Raw genomic sequence first — 14650 nt, 5'->3', positions numbered from 1 at the left:
TTAAAAAACAATAAAATGAATTTCAAACAATATTTTAAAACCGCTTTTGTAGTTGCTGTTTCAGCACTTGCAGTAAGCTCTTGTGTAAATAAGGATGATTGGGATACTCCTCCGATTAACTGTAAGAATAAGTTTGATGCTGCAACCATTTCAATGGCTGATTTTAAAGCTCAAGCTCCTGCAACGGGATATCTTTTAATCACAACTGATCAGATTTTTGACGCCTATATCGTTTCTTCTGACGAAAATGGTAACTTCTACAAAACAATCTCTTTCCAGGATAAACCAGAAAATCCAACTGCTGGTTTGCAAATGGAGGTTGACAGAGCAAGTAACTATGCAGATTTTCCAGTAGGAACTCACATTAGAATTAATGCTAAAGGTTTACGTTTAGGTTTAGATCGTGGTTCTGTGAAAATCGGTTCTGTAGATCCTAACTTCTCAATCGGTAGAATTCCGGGCGTATTATTTGGTAAATATATTTCTGCAGTTTGTAACGGAAATACAATGGATATTGTAACAATCAAACCTACACAATTACCAAGTCTTGCTGCTTCAATGCAAGATAAATACATCAATACTTTGGTAACTGTTCCTAATGTTCAATTTAATATCGCTGACCTTTACCCTGTAAACAAAACATATATTGATTATGTTGCAGGAGCTGGAGTAGATACTGACAGAAAAATAGAAGATGCAGTAGGAGGATCTACCGTACTTAGAAGTTCTGGTTTTGCAACTTATGGAGCAACTCTTTTACCTAAAGGTAGTGGTAGCCTAACTTACGTAGTGAGTAAATATAACGCCAATTATCAAATGTTAATCAGAGGTTTAAATGATGTTAACATTCCACCAACAGGAACAAGATTTGACCCAACTCCACCAAAAGGAGGTTCTGCAATTACTTATCCTACAACATTGAATGAAACATTCCAAGGATTTACAGGGACTTTATTAGATACTTTCGCGCCATATATTAATGATCCAGTATTAGGAAACAGATATTGGCAGATGAAAACGTATAGCAATAACAACTATATCGAGCTAAGTGCAAATGCTGGTTCAGGACCATATGAAACCTTCTTCATTGTACCGGTTAACTTTACCCCAGGGAAAAAATTAACTTTCGATGTAAATGTTGGTTACTATAACGGTGCTGCCCTAAAAGTATATACTTCTACTAATTATACACCATTAGGAGACGTAACTGCGGCAACTTTAACAGACATTACCTCAAGCTTTACAATTCCTACAACACCAGCAAGTGGTTACGGAGTTTTAGCACCAGCAGGATCATACACCCTTCCAGCAACCTTAACAGGAAATGGATTCGTGATGTTCAAATATGTTGGAGTAGGTGGTGGTGTTACTACTACAATTCAGTTAGATAATATCGCTGTTCAATAAGGATTAAATTTTCTTATCATTCATACCAATCCGTCTCTGTAAAGAGGCGGATTTTTTTGTTCTTATTTAGAAAATAGTTACGTAAGAAAATTATAAAACCGATCATTTAGAAAAATCGAATAATTACATTCTTAGTAAGAAGCAACAAAATTTTCGCTTCTTTCAAAACCCGTCCCGCTGTCCGCTATATCCCGCCAGGGCGAGGATGCCGCTCCCATCAGGGCTATAACTTCAGACATTTCTTCTTGCCACTGAAAAATCAAAACACTTTTAGTCTTACAAAAAACACTTTATCAATCCATAAAATAATTTTCTAAAAATTGATAAATTCCTCCCCAATTGCCAATATTTACACTTTAACTTCATTTCTTTTTCAGCTTTATTAAAAGAGACAAAACCCATTAATTTTATATAAATTTAATTAAGACAAATTAGTCCTATATAAAAAGATTTTATATCTTTGTCTTATCGAAATCAAATAGTATGTTATCAAAAACCTGTGAATATGCCTTAAGAGCGATGATTTATATCGCGCAGCAGTCTCGCGACGGAAGTATGATTAACATCAAAGAGATCGCCGGAAAAATAAACTCACCTGAACTTTTTATTGCAAAAATTCTTCAGGGTTTAAGCAAACAGGGATTTCTACAATCCTCAAAAGGAAGATACGGCGGCTTTTATATTTCTGATGATGAAGCGAAACATTCCCTCGCAGATATCATTACTGCTATTGATGGCGATAAAATGTTCGCGGGCTGTGGACTTGGCTTAGCATTTTGTTCAGAAACGAATCCCTGCCCCATTCACAACACTTATAAAGAGGCGAGAGATCAATTGCATGAGATTTATGGCAAAACAACTTTAAGCCAGTTTAGAACTGAAAACTCGGTCCAGAAACTACAATTAAGAAGAGAATGATTGAGGAGATTTTACTCCTTAAAAATAAATACAATCAATACTTATTTAACAAATAAAAACTTATCAAAAATGGCTACAATAGAAACGTTGGATGTGACCAAATTAGAACCTCGAATGAAACATCCTACTATTTTTAAATATTTTGATGCCTTACAACCCGGCGAAGAATTCGTTATCGAAAATGACCACGATCCAAAACCTCTTTATTATGAATTAATAGGTGAACGTGGCGATATTTTTACTTGGGAATATTTAGAAAAAGGTCCGGAATGGTTTATTGTAAGAATTTGCAAAAATCCTTTAGAAGAACAAAAAGAAGTTAAAAGATTAATTGTTACGACTATAGAACCGAAGTTTAAACACCCAACTATTTTTAAATATTTCGATGCCTTGAACGCGGGTGAAAGTTTTATTATTGAAAATGACCACGATCCAAAACCATTATATTATGAATTGATTGCCGAACGCGGAGATATTTTCACTTGGGAATATTTAGAAAAAGGACCAGAAGTATTTGTTGTAAGCATTTGTAAAAATCCTTTAGAAGAACAAAAAGAAGTGGAAAGATTAAATGTAACTGCGATCGAACCGAAGTTTAAACACCCAACTATTTTTAAATATTTCGATGCTTTGAAAGCAGGTGAAAGTTTCATTATCGAAAATGATCACGATCCAAAACCACTTTATTACGAATTACTTGCAGAGCGCGGAGATATTTTCACTTGGGAATATTTGCTACAAGGACCAGAATTATATGAAGTTCAAATTGCTAAAAATCCAGTGAGCGAAACTTCCGGCACCCTACCAGAAAAAGATATTCAAAAAGCAGAGATGCTAAAAGCAAAAGGAGTTCAGTTTGCTTGCAGTAGCGATAAAAAGGAGGAAAGCGTGAAAGCTCCAATTTACGATTACGATAAATGGGAACTCGATTTTCTTACCGATTATATCGTAAATACCCATCACCGATACCTTAAAGATAATGCAGAAATGCTGAATGATTTGGCCATAAAAGTTGCAGAACATCACGGCGATAATCACCCAGAACTCAACCGACTTTCTACCATTATATATCATTTTTTACAGGATTTGATCGACAATACGGTAAGAGAAGATGAGGTTTTGTTCCCGATCATCAAACAAATGGTTGCTAAACAAAGAAATGCAGAAACTGAAATCACCTATAAAGTGGGAACATTAGAAGATCCGATTAACATCCTGAAAAAAGATCATGACGTTGCGGCTGCGGACTTACTGTATTTCCGAAATTTAACCAATAATTACACGCCACCAGCGGATGCCTGCAGTTCTTACCAATATCTTTTCAAAAAAATTCAGGAATTCGAAAGTGATGTACAAGCCCATATTCACTTAGAAGAAAGTTTCCTTTTTCCAAAAGCAATTCAGCTTGATAAAGAATTGGCTCAATTGAATTAGAAGAAACGATTGTCCGTTATTTGAAATAAAAGCAATTTAAATGATGCCTTTTCGCTTGCGTTAAAATTTTCATTGTTTTTAAAAACGGATATTCATAAATGAAATTACTGCAGACTCATTATGTGTTTAAATTTGAAAAGTCGAGAAATGTCTGCAGTTTTTTCTTTTAAATAATAAATGAAATTATGGAAAATATAACCGCCAAAACAAAAATTTCAGAGTTGATCAAAGCCAATTCGAAAAGTGTAGATGCAATTGCTTCTTTGGCAAAACCGTTGGAGAAACTGAAAAATCCAATCCTCAGAAAAATCATGGCTTCCCTGGTTACGATTGGTGAAGCTGCGAAAATGGGTGGAACAACTGTCGAAGAATTCAAAAGAGTTCTTCTTCCACTTGGATTTACTTTCGAGCAAGAAACTTCTGCAAAAGAAGAAACGGCGTCAGAAACGAAACCGACTTGGTTACAAAAGGCAAATCAAGCTGATATTGATTTTTACGATGTTCGACCAATTATTGATAATGGCGCAGATCCTTTAAAGGAAATCCTGGGAAGATTCAAAACAACTGAGCCTGGTAAAATTCTTTGTATCATTAATAATTTTGTGCCGACGCCTTTAATTCATCTTTTAAAACAGGAGAAAGCTGAAGCCACTTTTGTTGAAACAATTAGTGAGAAAGAATTCAATACCTATTTTTTGAAAAAAGAAAAAGAAACCGTTCATTCATCAGTAACTGCAGAAGAAAAATTGAATATGGATGATGCTGAAAGTTTCGCTGCGATTTGTAGTAATTTCACCAAAGAACAAACCAAAGAAATCGATGTTCGCGAACTCGAAATGCCCGGCCCAATGGAAATGATTCTTTCTGAATTGCAGGAACTTCCCGCTGGAAATGCGTTATATATTAATCACAAAAGAGTTCCGGTTTATTTACTGGAAGAACTTGCGGATAAAAATTACCAAGTTCACATTAATAATAGAGAGGAAGGAAACGTGAAAATGTTAATCTTCAAAAAATAAATGGCACAAATTAGTATAGGAAAAGCCCCGGGAAATAGCGCAGTACTTCCATTTTATGCAACGGGAGCGGTGATGTTTTTTGTTCTTTGTGTATTGATGGTTTTCAGCCCGGAATCCTTTACGCAACATTATTTCGCACCGCATTTATTGACGATTGTTCATGTTGCAGCTTTAGGTTGGGGAACGATGATTATATTTGGCGCCGCACATCAGTTATTGCCTGTTATTTGCGAACAGGATTTGTACAGCGAAAAAATGGCGGCTTTTGTTTGGTATACCTTGACTTTGGGAATGATTTTACTCACTACCAATTTCTGGAATTTAACCGTCGGTTGGGTGATGATTGCCGGAGGTTCATTAATTGTGATTTCAGCGGCGCTTTATTTATTTAATGTTTTAAAAACGAGTAGAATTTGTAAGAAATATTCGATTCAAAAACTCTTTCTGACGAGTTCTGCGATTTGGCTTTTGTTTACGGTAATCGTTGGATTATTGCTGGCGATTAATTTAAAGTTTCCTTTCTTTAAACAAAGTCATTTAGAAATATTAAAACTCCATTCTCATGCAGGATTTGCGGGTTGGTTTTTACAGTTGATTACAGGAGTAAGTTCCAAATTAGTTCCGATGTTTTTACTGGGTAAATCGAAGAAAGATTATTTGTTGAAATGGGCTTTTATTTTTCAAAATTTAGGATTAATCCTATTCCTCGCAGATGGTTATTTTATCGGAGTAAGTCCTCGAGTTTTAATTTACGCAGCGATTGTTTTAATCGGAGTTATTTTCTGGTTACTTTATTTATATGACAATTTCAAAAACCGTTTAAGAAAAAGAGTAGAGTTGCTGATGAAACACGCTTTTCTTTCTTTTTTAGCTTTGGTGATTTCAATCTTGCTTTTACCTGCCGTTTATTTTTCAAGTGGTTATCGCTGGACAATGCTTTACGGAACATTAATATTCATGGGATGGATTACCAGTATTATTTTAGGAAAAACCTTTAAAACGCTTCCGTTCATTATTTGGAATGATCATTATAAAAACCTTTCCGGGAAAGTAAAAGTGCCGTTACCAAAAGATTTGTATAGTGAGAAACTAACTGTTTGGCAATTCAGAATTTTCATTGCTGCCTTTCTGGTGTTTGCCTTGGGAATCATTCTACAACAAGTAATTATCATCAGAATTGGTGCGGTGTTGTGGGTCGCAGTTGCTGTTTTATATAACGTCAACGTCTTTAAATTATTATTACATAAAAGAAATAAAATATCATGATACTTGACCCAACAAACGAAAGTTACGATAAAATAAGTCGTGCAGAAATGGCCCTTTACGAAGTTATAGATCCCGAATTAATGGTGAATATTGTCGATTTAGGTTTGGTGTACGATGTTGAAATAAAAGACGAAAACATCGTCAAAGTGACCATGACTTTAACTACGCCGCATTGCCCAATGGGTGAAGCCATACAAACTGGAGTTAAGAATGTTTTGGAAAAAGAACTTCCTGATCATGAAGTAGAAATAGATCTCGTCTTTGAACCAGCCTGGAATTACGACATGGTTTCCTCAGAAGGAATGCAGCAGCTTAATAATAGATAATTCTTAGTTTTTTATAATTGTTACCGAAATACTTGATTGTATTTCAAATAAAAATCCGTTTCAAATTGATTGAAACGGATTTTGTTTTTTAACCACAAAAGTCACAAAGTTTTAATTCTCTTAAAAGTGAAATTATACTGCTGAAAAGTTTACAAAATATAAACCTACTGCTTGGTATCGTACAATTAAAAATAACTGTAATATCCTTTGTGAAAACATTTGTGTCTTCGAAAAAAAAAAAAGAGTTTAATTTGATTTAAACTCTTTGTTATTAATTATAGTTTTTTTTAAAAACTAACTTCATTCACTTCTTTACCTCTTTGGAAATTCATGGTTTTCTGATTGCCTTTATAAGCGATATTAACCAAGTTGAACTGTTTCGGGAAAGAACTTAATAGGATGGTATTTTTAATTCGAATGGTACTGATGTCAGAGATTCCATTTGCTTCGAAATAAACCCAAACTGATTCGCCATTCACTTGACTGCCGGTAAAGGTTAAACTCTTCGAGCTTCCATTAACGTATAAATCAAAATTGTTATTAACGTATCTTTTTACTTCTGCTTCAAAACCTGCTGTATTTGGATTGATTTTAATCGCGTCAGAAATATGAGCAGTGTTTAGTTTGGTTGTAAATTTTAAAGTTTTACTTGCTTCCAGATAATCTACTTTGGTCATTGATGAATAGAAGTCTGCTTTCATAAAACTCAGCAAGAGCATCAATGCAAAGATCCAAGTAATATGTAAAAATTTTTTCATTTCAATAATTTGTATAAGAATATTCTCAAATATGATGCCAATTAGAAGTTGACGTTGACCTGATATTTATCGTAAAACGCCTTGATATGGGCAACTGCGTCCTCAGCCGTGTCTACCACTCGATACAGATTCAAATCTTCCTCAGCAATCATTCCATTTTCCAATAAGGTATTTTTAAACCAATCAATTAAGCCTGACCAAAATTTAGAACCGACTAAAACGATTGGAAATCTTCCGATTTTATTGGTTTGGATTAAAGTGATCGCTTCCATCAATTCATCAAGTGTCCCAAAACCTCCGGGCATGACGATAAACCCCTGAGAATATTTTACGAAAATAACTTTCCGCACAAAAAAGTAATCGAAATCAATGCTCAATCCTTTGTCGATATAAGGATTAAAATGTTGTTCAAAAGGCAATTCAATATTAAGTCCAATTGATTTTCCACCGCCTTTTCGGGCACCTTTATTTCCGGCTTCCATAATTCCAGGACCGCCGCCAGTAATGACTCCGAAACCGATTTCTGTAATTTTTTCTGCAATATTGGTAGCAAGTTCGTAGCAAGCATCTGTCGTTTTCATTCGAGCCGAACCGAAAATAGAAACGCAAGGTCCTATTTTAGCCATTCTCTCATAACCATCTACAAATTCTGCCATGATTTTAAAAACCATCCAACTGTCTTTGGTAATGGTTTCGTCCCAGGTTTTTTCTTTAAAGGAATTTTGAACTTTCTGGTCAATTTCAAACTCATTGCCTGTAATAATCTTAGTCGTTCCTTTTCCTCTTTCTATTTTGCTCATCGTTTATTTAAAAAATTGTTCTGCTTCAATTACTGATTCTGGTCTTCCGACATCAATAATCGTCGCTGAATGTTCGTAACCATGAATACTTTCGTTAGTCATCAAATCCAAATATTCCTCCATTATCGAAAACTTTCCGGTTCTTTTAATTTTGTTGAAAATTTCTGGATTTACACAGTGAATTCCGCTAAAAGCTAAAGGTTTGAATCCTTTGTTAAATTCTGCGAGTCGCTGTTCACCAGATTCCACATTAAGCCATCCTTTCAAAATCATTTCTGGGTTGAAGAGCAGTTTCCTTGAGCTTTTTCTATCGGAGACTGCTAAAGTAGCAAAATCTTTTTTCTCTTGATGGTATTCTATGAAAAAATTTAAATCTAAATCCGTTAAAATATCTGCATTCATAATCAGAAAATCTTCACCGTGATCCAAGAGCTTTCTAGCAAAAACTAATCCGCCACCGGTTTCTAAGAGCTGATCTTTCTCATCAGACAATTCAATATTACAATTGAAGTTATCATTCCTTTTTAAAAAATCAGAAATCTGTTCACCAAAATGATGAATATTAATCACGAAATCGTTGATCCCGAAACTCTTTAAATATTTGATATTTCTTTCTAACAAAGGAACTTCATTAACCAGAGCCAAAGCTTTTGGATGATGATCGGTAAAAGGTTTTAGCCGAGTTCCTTTTCCTGCTGCGAAAATTAATGCTTTCATAATTTTATAAATAATGAGCAATTAGTAATCGGTAATGAAATAATATAACAATTGCTCATTACCTATTATTTATTACTTATGATTAAGTTGAGGTTGCTCATCGTGATTTAGTGTAACAGTAGTTTGAGGATATTTCTCGCGAATAAATGCAGCTGTTTTTTCTGCTGCATAAACCGAACGGTGTTGTCCGCCAGTGCAACCAAAATTGATTTGAAGATGATCAAAATCTCTACCAATATAATTATCGATATTAATGGAGACGATATTTTTAACCAATTCTAAGAATTTAGGCATTTCGGTTTTTGCTTCTAAATAATTCTGTACGCCGATATCGCAACCGGTTTGAACTTTATATTCTTCAACTCTTCCTGGATTTAAAATTCCGCGGCAATCAAAAGCGAAACCGCCACCGTTACCTGAATTATCTTTTGGTATTCCTCCTTTTTTGTAGGAGAAACTGTGTATTTCTATTGTTAAACTCATTTATATTTTTCGATTTAAGATTAAATGCGACCATCCGCAATTTAACCATTAAGGTTTGATTAAGAGGTTAAGGTCATTAAGTTATTTTTGACAAGTCAAAAATGTTGACTGTAAATTCTTTCTGTAATTAAAGTATTAGTCGGGAAGTTGGGTGAAGTACTCATTTACTAATGGCTTTAATGATTTGGTGATATTTGTTGTGAAGAAGTTAATTAGCAATCCTTGAGGTTTTTTCAAAACTTTCATGTAGGTCAGTAGTTGTGCTTCATGTACTGGCAAGGTTTCTTCCTGTGCTTTAAGTTCTATTACAATGCAATCATTTACCAATAAATCCGCCACCAATCTTGTCTTCATTTCTAGTCCTTCGTAAATAATGGGAACTATAAATTGCTGCTTTACCTCATATCCATTTTTGAGCAATTCATATTTTAAACATTCTTCATAAATACTTTCTAATAATCCTGGACCAAGATTCTTGTGAACTTTAATCGCTAATCCTATTATTTCATAAGATAATTGAGTCACCTCTTTTTTTGTCATCATCTCATTTTGTTTTTAGTTCCTATTTTTTTTCGAATGAAAAAAACTTAATTCTCTTAATTCCTTCACTAAAATCTTAATGGTAAAATTTTTTATTTTTTATCCATTCGAATGATCATTCCAATTTTCTGTTTAATCTCAACAGAATTTAATTTTTCAATCAGGTTTTTCAACTCAGGATATTCATCCATTTCTTCCCACGAATTTGAAAATTGATACAGGTTTTCAATTCCTTTATCGATGCTCGATATAAAATGTTGTTTCCTTTGAATCAGTCCACGGAAACCATACGCTCCCAAAACTTGTAGGAAACGAATCAACTGAATCGGCTTTACCGTATTTCTTAGTTGAGTTGCTTTTTCATCATTCCACAAGGAGAAATAATAATCCTGCATTTCATTTTTAAAATCAGTTGGAAAATTAGCTTTAGCCTGAAATAGAAAAGAAATGACATCGTAAATTAATGGCCCTTTCATGGCAGATTGGTAATCAATAAAGAAGATTTCATCTTGATGATTGACCATTATGTTTCTCGCCTGAAAGTCGCGCATCATAATTCCTGTCGGATCCAAGTTTTCTATTTTGGAAACCAGTTTCTTAAATTCTAATAATAGTGAAGATTTGTGATAAGAGATTTCCAAAACATCGGCAATGAAACTTTTAAAATAAAATAAATCACTGGTAATCGGTAAATCATTGTAGTTTTCATATTCAAAGGTTTTTGAATAATCAATTTTATTTTCTGTTTTGATTTGAACTTCGGCGAGTTGTTGAAGCGTTTTTTTAACCAAAGTTTTTACTCTTTCTGTCAAGCCTTCTTTTTCGATGACTTCAGATAAAGTTTGTTTACCAAGAAATTCCTGAATGTATAAACTGCGGTCTTCAGAAATTTTCAACACTTTTGGCGCATTCACTTTTAATTCAGAAAATAGGTCAGAGAAATAATAAAAGCTTTCGTTTTCACGAATGTTCTCGTTGAAAGTAATGATGTATTTCACGCCGGAACTTTCACCTACATAATTAACTCTTGCAGAACCACTTTGGGCCAATGTAAAAAATTCTTGAGCGGCTTTTCCGGTATATTTTTCGAAAAAATCTTTTGCTTTTTGATCAGTCATACTTTTACAAAGATAAGGAAAAACGTATGTCAGAAAAGACTATATTTGCTGTTATGTTCAACGATTTCAAGCCGGTTCTGAAAATTCTTCTACGTTTCATCATTTTATATGTGGTGTTGGTTTTGGGCTACCAGTTTTATTTAAATGGATTCAAAAATTCTGGATTAGATTCATTTTCAACTTGGTTGATGACGCAGGTTGATTTTATACAAAATCTATTGGGCTATCCTTCGAAAATGGTCGAAGGGAAACCGCAAGATGAAACCACTTGGTTTTTTGTGAGTGGCAAATATGTTTCTCGTATGGTCGAAGGTTGTAACGCCATTTCCGTCATGATTTTATTTTTAGCCTTCGTCTTTGCTTTTTTTGAGGGTTTTAAAACATTCGTTTTCGGAGCTTTAGGAATTATTGCTCTTCACATAATGAACGTTTTGCGTATTGTTGGTTTGAATATTTTAATTGTTGAACATCCGCAATATTCTAAAATGGGACACGATTATTTATTCCCGGCAATTATCTACGGAAGTGTTGTTTTGCTTTGGTTGATCTGGATTAAATTTTATGCCTTAAAAGAACCCAAACATGAAAGTGCTTAAGTGGTTGTTGGTCGCAGTTGCAGTTTTTGGTTTGATTGCCGTAAGAGTTGTTGAAAGCGAAATTTTTTATGATCCTTTTCAGGAGTTTTTTCATTTGGCGAATAAACATGCGTCGTTTCCAGATTTTAACTGGCTTCCTTTAATTCTGAATTATCTTTTCCGATTTGGATTAAATTTACTTTTATCAGCTGCGGTAGTTTCTTTGATTTTTAAAAATAAACAGTGGACTTTGCAAGCAATAATTTTAATATTGATTGTTTTTGTAATCACCTTTCCGATCTATCTTTATTGTATTCACACCAAGTTCGAAATCGGTTATCTTTTCTCTTTTTACATGAGGAGATTTGTCATTCAACCTTTGATTTTATTGTTGATTATTCCTTTGTTTTATTATCGCCAGCATATTCAAAAAGTTTAAAGTCTGTGTGCTTTTTTTTAAACACATTAGCCGGATTAGTTTTAGTTAAACGCAAAGTTTACATTAGTTTTAGCATTCTTCAATTTTGAAAGTAAAGCTTACGCACTTAATTCCTAAATCGAATTCTTAATGGTAAAATCTGAATAGTTTTATCAGTGAATTCATTTGTGCTATTTGTGTTTAATCAAATAGTTTTTAATCATCAACAGAATGTTTTCCTTCCTGAGCGATAGTTTTCGCGTTCCATTCTATTTTTTTAACGAATGGTCTTTGTCTTACCGGACATTCCCATAATTCACAAATTTCGCAAGAAGTAGGTTTGCAGTCATCTAAATGAAAATTGAACTCAATCGTTCTATCGGTATTTTGAGCAATAAGTTTATAGACCTCTTCCATTTCATTGTGGGCTTTCCGTAGTTCGTAATACCAAGGTAAAGTTAAATGGGCGTCGATATGAAGTCCGCTGCCATGTTGCTGAATTCGCATATTGTGAACATCCATCCATTGGCGTTTTCTGTTCTCGTTCAGGAGTTTTGCTATTTCTTGAAGCATTCCTAAATCGGCTTCGTCCATTATTCCACTTAACGATTTTCGAATAATTTTGTAACCAACAAACATGATGTAGCTACCAAAGAGTAGGGCGACTACAGCGTCGATCCAATATAATTTAGTGAGTTGAACTAATATTAAACTTACGACAACTCCGATCGTAGTAAAAGTGTCGCTTTTTAAATGTTTACCAGAACTTTGCAAAACAAGAGAATTTTCTTGAATACCTTTCTTGGTAGAAATGTGTCCCATTAAATAATTGATAACCGCAGTTGCAGCGACGATCCAAATTCCCCAATCCAATTGCTTCGGAATATTCCCTTGTAAAAGTGAGTTAACGGATTGAACAATGATAATTACGCCCGCGAAAATAATCAAGGCACCTTCTACACCAGAAGTTACAAATTCGACCTTTCCGTGTCCGTAAGGATGATCGACATCTTTCGGCTTTGCAGCCAGATAAAGAGAATATAATCCCATGAAAGCGGCGATGATATTCACGATACTTTCCATAGCGTCAGAAAAGACGGCATCTGAGTTGGTGAAATGCCACGCCAATAATTTCCCTAAGAAAAGAATAATACCAACGATAGCGACATTTCTTTGGAAAGTGAAGTTGGTTTTGGGACTATTTTTAATTTCGGACATGATAGTTTTATTAAACTTATTAGGAATGTTTGATGAATCTAATACATAAAAAATGCTCACTTTCTGTGAGCATTTAATTTAGACTAATTTGTTTTGGTAGAGATATTCTGCGATCTGTACCGCGTTGGTTGCGGCTCCTTTTCGGAGGTTATCTGCGACAATCCAAAGATTTAATGTTTTTGGTTGTGAAACGTCTCTTCTGATTCTCCCGACAAAAACTTCATCTTTTCCTTCTGAATATAAAGGCATTGGATAGATGTTGTTTTTGACATCATCTAAAACAATAACGCCTGGAGTTTCTGCAAGAAGTGCTTTTACTTCCTCCAAATCGAAATTATTTTCAAATTCGATGTTCACACTTTCAGAATGTCCACCTTGAACAGGCACACGAACTGCTGTTGCAGTAATATTAAAAGTGTCGTCGCCCAAAATTTTCTTAGGCTCGGTCATCAATTTGATTTCTTCTTTGGTGTAATCATCTTCATCGAAAACATCACATTGTGGCAACGCATTTTTAAAGATTTCGTAAGGATAAACTTTTGCAACTTCCTTGTTTCCGACAACTTCAGCATTCAACTGATCGACTGCATTTTTACCCGTTCCTGTTACTGATTGATAAGTTGAAACGATGACCCTTTTAACATCGTATTTCTGATTTAAAGGATGCAACACCATCACCAATTGAATGGTTGAACAGTTTGGGTTTGCAATGATTTTATCTTCTTTAGTTAAAACATTGGCATTGATTTCTGGAACGATTAATTTCTTATCCACTTCCATTCTCCAAGCTGAAGAATTATCAATAACTGTTGTCCCAACGGCTGCAAATTTTGGAGCAAATTCTAATGAGGTTGTTCCTCCTGCAGAAAACATAGCGATTTCAGGCTTTCGGTCTAAAGCATCTTGCATCGAAACAATTTCGAATTCATTTCCTTTAAAGGTGATCTTTTTACCGATTGATTTTTCGGATGCGACAGGAATTAATTCGGTAACTGGAAAATTTCTTTCTTCCAGAACCTTTAACATAATTTGTCCCACCATTCCGGTAGCGCCTACTACTGCTATTTTCATTGAGAATATTTGTTTTTAAATTTATTTAAGCGAAAAGTGAAGGAAACACTCTTGACCATGGGAATGCATAAGCGAAAAATACGAATGCAATCAATCCCATAATAACGATTTTCATCGCAAGAGTATCATTCGATTTCATGTATTTGTTAATGATCGTCATTAAAACTACACCGATCAACATTGACACTGGATGTTCTACATAAGAGAATCTTGAGGCTGCATTACTCATTAACGTTCCTGTTTCCAATGCTCCTTTTAATCCTGGAGAAAACACCAACATGAAAATACCAACGATCAACTGTACATGAAATAGAATCATGGTAATTAAAGTTGATTTACGTAATAATTTAGAAATTTTACCAGAGTAACCAAACATGGTAGCCAATAATGCAACGATGAAAATAATGCCTGAAAGCAAAATTAAGTAAGCAAAACCTTTGTGTGCTTCAGTGATAATCTTAAATGTATCCATAGTATTTTTTTGTTAACGGCAAAGATAAAGAAAATCCCAACGATTGTGGCATCGTAAGTAAAAGATAAGATAGAAGTGAATAAAAAAAAACTGCCTTACAAAATAAATTG

The 14650-nt window shown here is 34.3% G+C and carries 17 protein-coding genes; 8 read left to right on the top strand and 9 right to left on the bottom strand.

Annotation, left to right across the window (positions count from 1 at the left end):
* The first annotated feature begins 15 nt into the window (after nucleotides 1-15).
* The 6 genes from Q73A0000_RS11585 (at nucleotide 16) to Q73A0000_RS11550 (ending at nucleotide 6370) form a co-directional block, all read left to right on the top strand.
* Nucleotides 16-1407, top strand: coding sequence for a DUF5689 domain-containing protein (locus Q73A0000_RS11585; protein ID WP_193811099.1), 1392 nt, complete (start codon nucleotides 16-18; stop codon nucleotides 1405-1407).
* A 483-nt stretch (nucleotides 1408-1890) separates the two neighbouring features.
* Complete coding sequence (locus Q73A0000_RS11580) at nucleotides 1891-2325, top strand: RrF2 family transcriptional regulator (protein ID WP_193811098.1); 435 nt, start codon at nucleotides 1891-1893, stop codon at nucleotides 2323-2325.
* Nucleotides 2326-2394: 69 nt separating this feature from the next.
* The gene (locus Q73A0000_RS16850) at nucleotides 2395-3759 is read left to right on the top strand and encodes a DUF2249 domain-containing protein (RefSeq protein WP_208458776.1); all 1365 of its coding nucleotides are present in this window, start codon (nucleotides 2395-2397) and stop codon (nucleotides 3757-3759) included.
* A gap of 185 nt (nucleotides 3760-3944) precedes the next feature.
* Nucleotides 3945-4778: a DUF2249 domain-containing protein gene (locus Q73A0000_RS11560; protein WP_193811097.1), complete on the top strand. Its 834-nt coding sequence runs from the start codon at nucleotides 3945-3947 to the stop codon at nucleotides 4776-4778.
* Nucleotides 4779-6044 (top strand): hypothetical protein, encoded by a 1266-nt coding sequence (locus Q73A0000_RS11555; protein ID WP_193811096.1) that lies wholly within the window; start codon nucleotides 4779-4781, stop codon nucleotides 6042-6044.
* Nucleotides 6041-6370, top strand: a complete 330-nt coding sequence (locus Q73A0000_RS11550) for a metal-sulfur cluster assembly factor (RefSeq protein WP_193811095.1) — start codon at nucleotides 6041-6043, stop codon at nucleotides 6368-6370. Before Q73A0000_RS11555 ends, Q73A0000_RS11550 begins: the two co-directional genes overlap by 4 nt.
* Nucleotides 6371-6657: 287 nt before the next feature.
* Here Q73A0000_RS11550 and Q73A0000_RS11545 read toward each other — a convergent pair whose 3' ends face one another.
* The 6 genes from Q73A0000_RS11545 to Q73A0000_RS11520 form a co-directional block, all read right to left on the bottom strand.
* A complete protein-coding gene (locus Q73A0000_RS11545) occupies nucleotides 6658-7128 on the bottom strand; it encodes a DUF6702 family protein (RefSeq protein WP_193811094.1) in 471 nt (156 codons plus the stop codon).
* Nucleotides 7129-7169: 41 nt separating this feature from the next.
* Nucleotides 7170-7928 (bottom strand): TIGR00730 family Rossman fold protein, encoded by a 759-nt coding sequence (locus Q73A0000_RS11540; RefSeq protein ID WP_193811093.1) that lies wholly within the window; start codon nucleotides 7926-7928, stop codon nucleotides 7170-7172.
* 3 nt (nucleotides 7929-7931) lie between these two features.
* Nucleotides 7932-8645, bottom strand: coding sequence for an NDP-sugar synthase (locus Q73A0000_RS11535; RefSeq protein WP_193811092.1), 714 nt, complete (start codon nucleotides 8643-8645; stop codon nucleotides 7932-7934).
* A 72-nt stretch (nucleotides 8646-8717) separates the two neighbouring features.
* Nucleotides 8718-9128, bottom strand: coding sequence for an RNase adapter RapZ (locus Q73A0000_RS11530; protein ID WP_193811091.1), 411 nt, complete (start codon nucleotides 9126-9128; stop codon nucleotides 8718-8720).
* 135 nt (nucleotides 9129-9263) lie between these two features.
* Entirely contained in the window at nucleotides 9264-9668 is a 405-nt protein-coding gene (locus Q73A0000_RS11525) for a GxxExxY protein (RefSeq protein ID WP_193813712.1), read from the bottom strand.
* A gap of 92 nt (nucleotides 9669-9760) precedes the next feature.
* Complete coding sequence (locus tag Q73A0000_RS11520; RefSeq protein ID WP_193811090.1) at nucleotides 9761-10786, bottom strand: phosphotransferase; 1026 nt, start codon at nucleotides 10784-10786, stop codon at nucleotides 9761-9763.
* A gap of 26 nt (nucleotides 10787-10812) precedes the next feature.
* Here Q73A0000_RS11520 and xrtF point away from each other — a divergent pair, with 26 nt between their 5' ends.
* Together xrtF and Q73A0000_RS11510 are read left to right on the top strand one after the other, a co-directional pair.
* Nucleotides 10813-11382, top strand: coding sequence for an exosortase family protein XrtF (gene xrtF, locus Q73A0000_RS11515; RefSeq protein WP_317174247.1), 570 nt, complete (start codon nucleotides 10813-10815; stop codon nucleotides 11380-11382).
* The gene (locus Q73A0000_RS11510; RefSeq protein WP_193811089.1) at nucleotides 11369-11800 is read left to right on the top strand and encodes an exosortase F system-associated membrane protein; all 432 of its coding nucleotides are present in this window, start codon (nucleotides 11369-11371) and stop codon (nucleotides 11798-11800) included. The genes xrtF and Q73A0000_RS11510 overlap by 14 nt, the downstream gene beginning before the upstream one ends.
* 195 nt (nucleotides 11801-11995) lie before the next feature.
* On the opposite strand, the gene Q73A0000_RS11505 is transcribed toward Q73A0000_RS11510, so the two are convergent.
* The 3 genes from Q73A0000_RS11505 to Q73A0000_RS11495 form a co-directional block, all read right to left on the bottom strand.
* On the bottom strand, nucleotides 11996-12997 hold the full coding sequence (locus tag Q73A0000_RS11505; protein ID WP_193811088.1) for a cation diffusion facilitator family transporter: 1002 nt from the start codon (nucleotides 12995-12997) through the stop codon (nucleotides 11996-11998).
* Between the two features lie 78 nt (nucleotides 12998-13075).
* On the bottom strand, nucleotides 13076-14068 hold the full coding sequence (locus Q73A0000_RS11500; RefSeq protein ID WP_193811087.1) for an aspartate-semialdehyde dehydrogenase: 993 nt from the start codon (nucleotides 14066-14068) through the stop codon (nucleotides 13076-13078).
* A 25-nt stretch (nucleotides 14069-14093) separates the two neighbouring features.
* Nucleotides 14094-14540, bottom strand: coding sequence for a hypothetical protein (locus Q73A0000_RS11495; RefSeq protein ID WP_193811086.1), 447 nt, complete (start codon nucleotides 14538-14540; stop codon nucleotides 14094-14096).
* Between the last annotated feature and the right edge of the window lie 110 nt (nucleotides 14541-14650).

Origin of the sequence: Kaistella flava (ex Peng et al. 2021) (genome assembly GCF_015191005.1) — a bacterium.
Classification (GTDB): domain Bacteria; phylum Bacteroidota; class Bacteroidia; order Flavobacteriales; family Weeksellaceae; genus Kaistella; species Kaistella flava.
This window is presented reverse-complemented; position numbering and strand designations above follow the sequence as displayed.

Bases quoted from the DNA above. Each gene is read 5' to 3' on its own strand.
- Q73A0000_RS11585 (WP_193811099.1), top strand. From the start codon at position 16: ATGAATTTCAAACAATATTTTAAAACCGCTTTTGTAGTTGCTGTTTCA.
- Q73A0000_RS11580 (WP_193811098.1), top strand. From the start codon at position 1,891: ATGTTATCAAAAACCTGTGAATATGCCTTAAGAGCGATGATTTATATC.
- Q73A0000_RS16850 (WP_208458776.1), top strand. From the start codon at position 2,395: ATGGCTACAATAGAAACGTTGGATGTGACCAAATTAGAACCTCGAATG.
- Q73A0000_RS11560 (WP_193811097.1), top strand. From the start codon at position 3,945: ATGGAAAATATAACCGCCAAAACAAAAATTTCAGAGTTGATCAAAGCC.
- Q73A0000_RS11555 (WP_193811096.1), top strand. From the start codon at position 4,779: ATGGCACAAATTAGTATAGGAAAAGCCCCGGGAAATAGCGCAGTACTT.
- Q73A0000_RS11550 (WP_193811095.1), top strand. From the start codon at position 6,041: ATGATACTTGACCCAACAAACGAAAGTTACGATAAAATAAGTCGTGCA.
- Q73A0000_RS11545 (WP_193811094.1), bottom strand. From the start codon at position 7,128: ATGAAAAAATTTTTACATATTACTTGGATCTTTGCATTGATGCTCTTG.
- Q73A0000_RS11540 (WP_193811093.1), bottom strand. From the start codon at position 7,928: ATGAGCAAAATAGAAAGAGGAAAAGGAACGACTAAGATTATTACAGGC.
- Q73A0000_RS11535 (WP_193811092.1), bottom strand. From the start codon at position 8,645: ATGAAAGCATTAATTTTCGCAGCAGGAAAAGGAACTCGGCTAAAACCT.
- Q73A0000_RS11530 (WP_193811091.1), bottom strand. From the start codon at position 9,128: ATGAGTTTAACAATAGAAATACACAGTTTCTCCTACAAAAAAGGAGGA.
- Q73A0000_RS11525 (WP_193813712.1), bottom strand. From the start codon at position 9,668: ATGACAAAAAAAGAGGTGACTCAATTATCTTATGAAATAATAGGATTA.
- Q73A0000_RS11520 (WP_193811090.1), bottom strand. From the start codon at position 10,786: ATGACTGATCAAAAAGCAAAAGATTTTTTCGAAAAATATACCGGAAAA.
- xrtF (WP_317174247.1), top strand. From the start codon at position 10,813: ATGTCAGAAAAGACTATATTTGCTGTTATGTTCAACGATTTCAAGCCG.
- Q73A0000_RS11510 (WP_193811089.1), top strand. From the start codon at position 11,369: ATGAAAGTGCTTAAGTGGTTGTTGGTCGCAGTTGCAGTTTTTGGTTTG.
- Q73A0000_RS11505 (WP_193811088.1), bottom strand. From the start codon at position 12,997: ATGTCCGAAATTAAAAATAGTCCCAAAACCAACTTCACTTTCCAAAGA.
- Q73A0000_RS11500 (WP_193811087.1), bottom strand. From the start codon at position 14,068: ATGAAAATAGCAGTAGTAGGCGCTACCGGAATGGTGGGACAAATTATG.
- Q73A0000_RS11495 (WP_193811086.1), bottom strand. From the start codon at position 14,540: ATGGATACATTTAAGATTATCACTGAAGCACACAAAGGTTTTGCTTAC.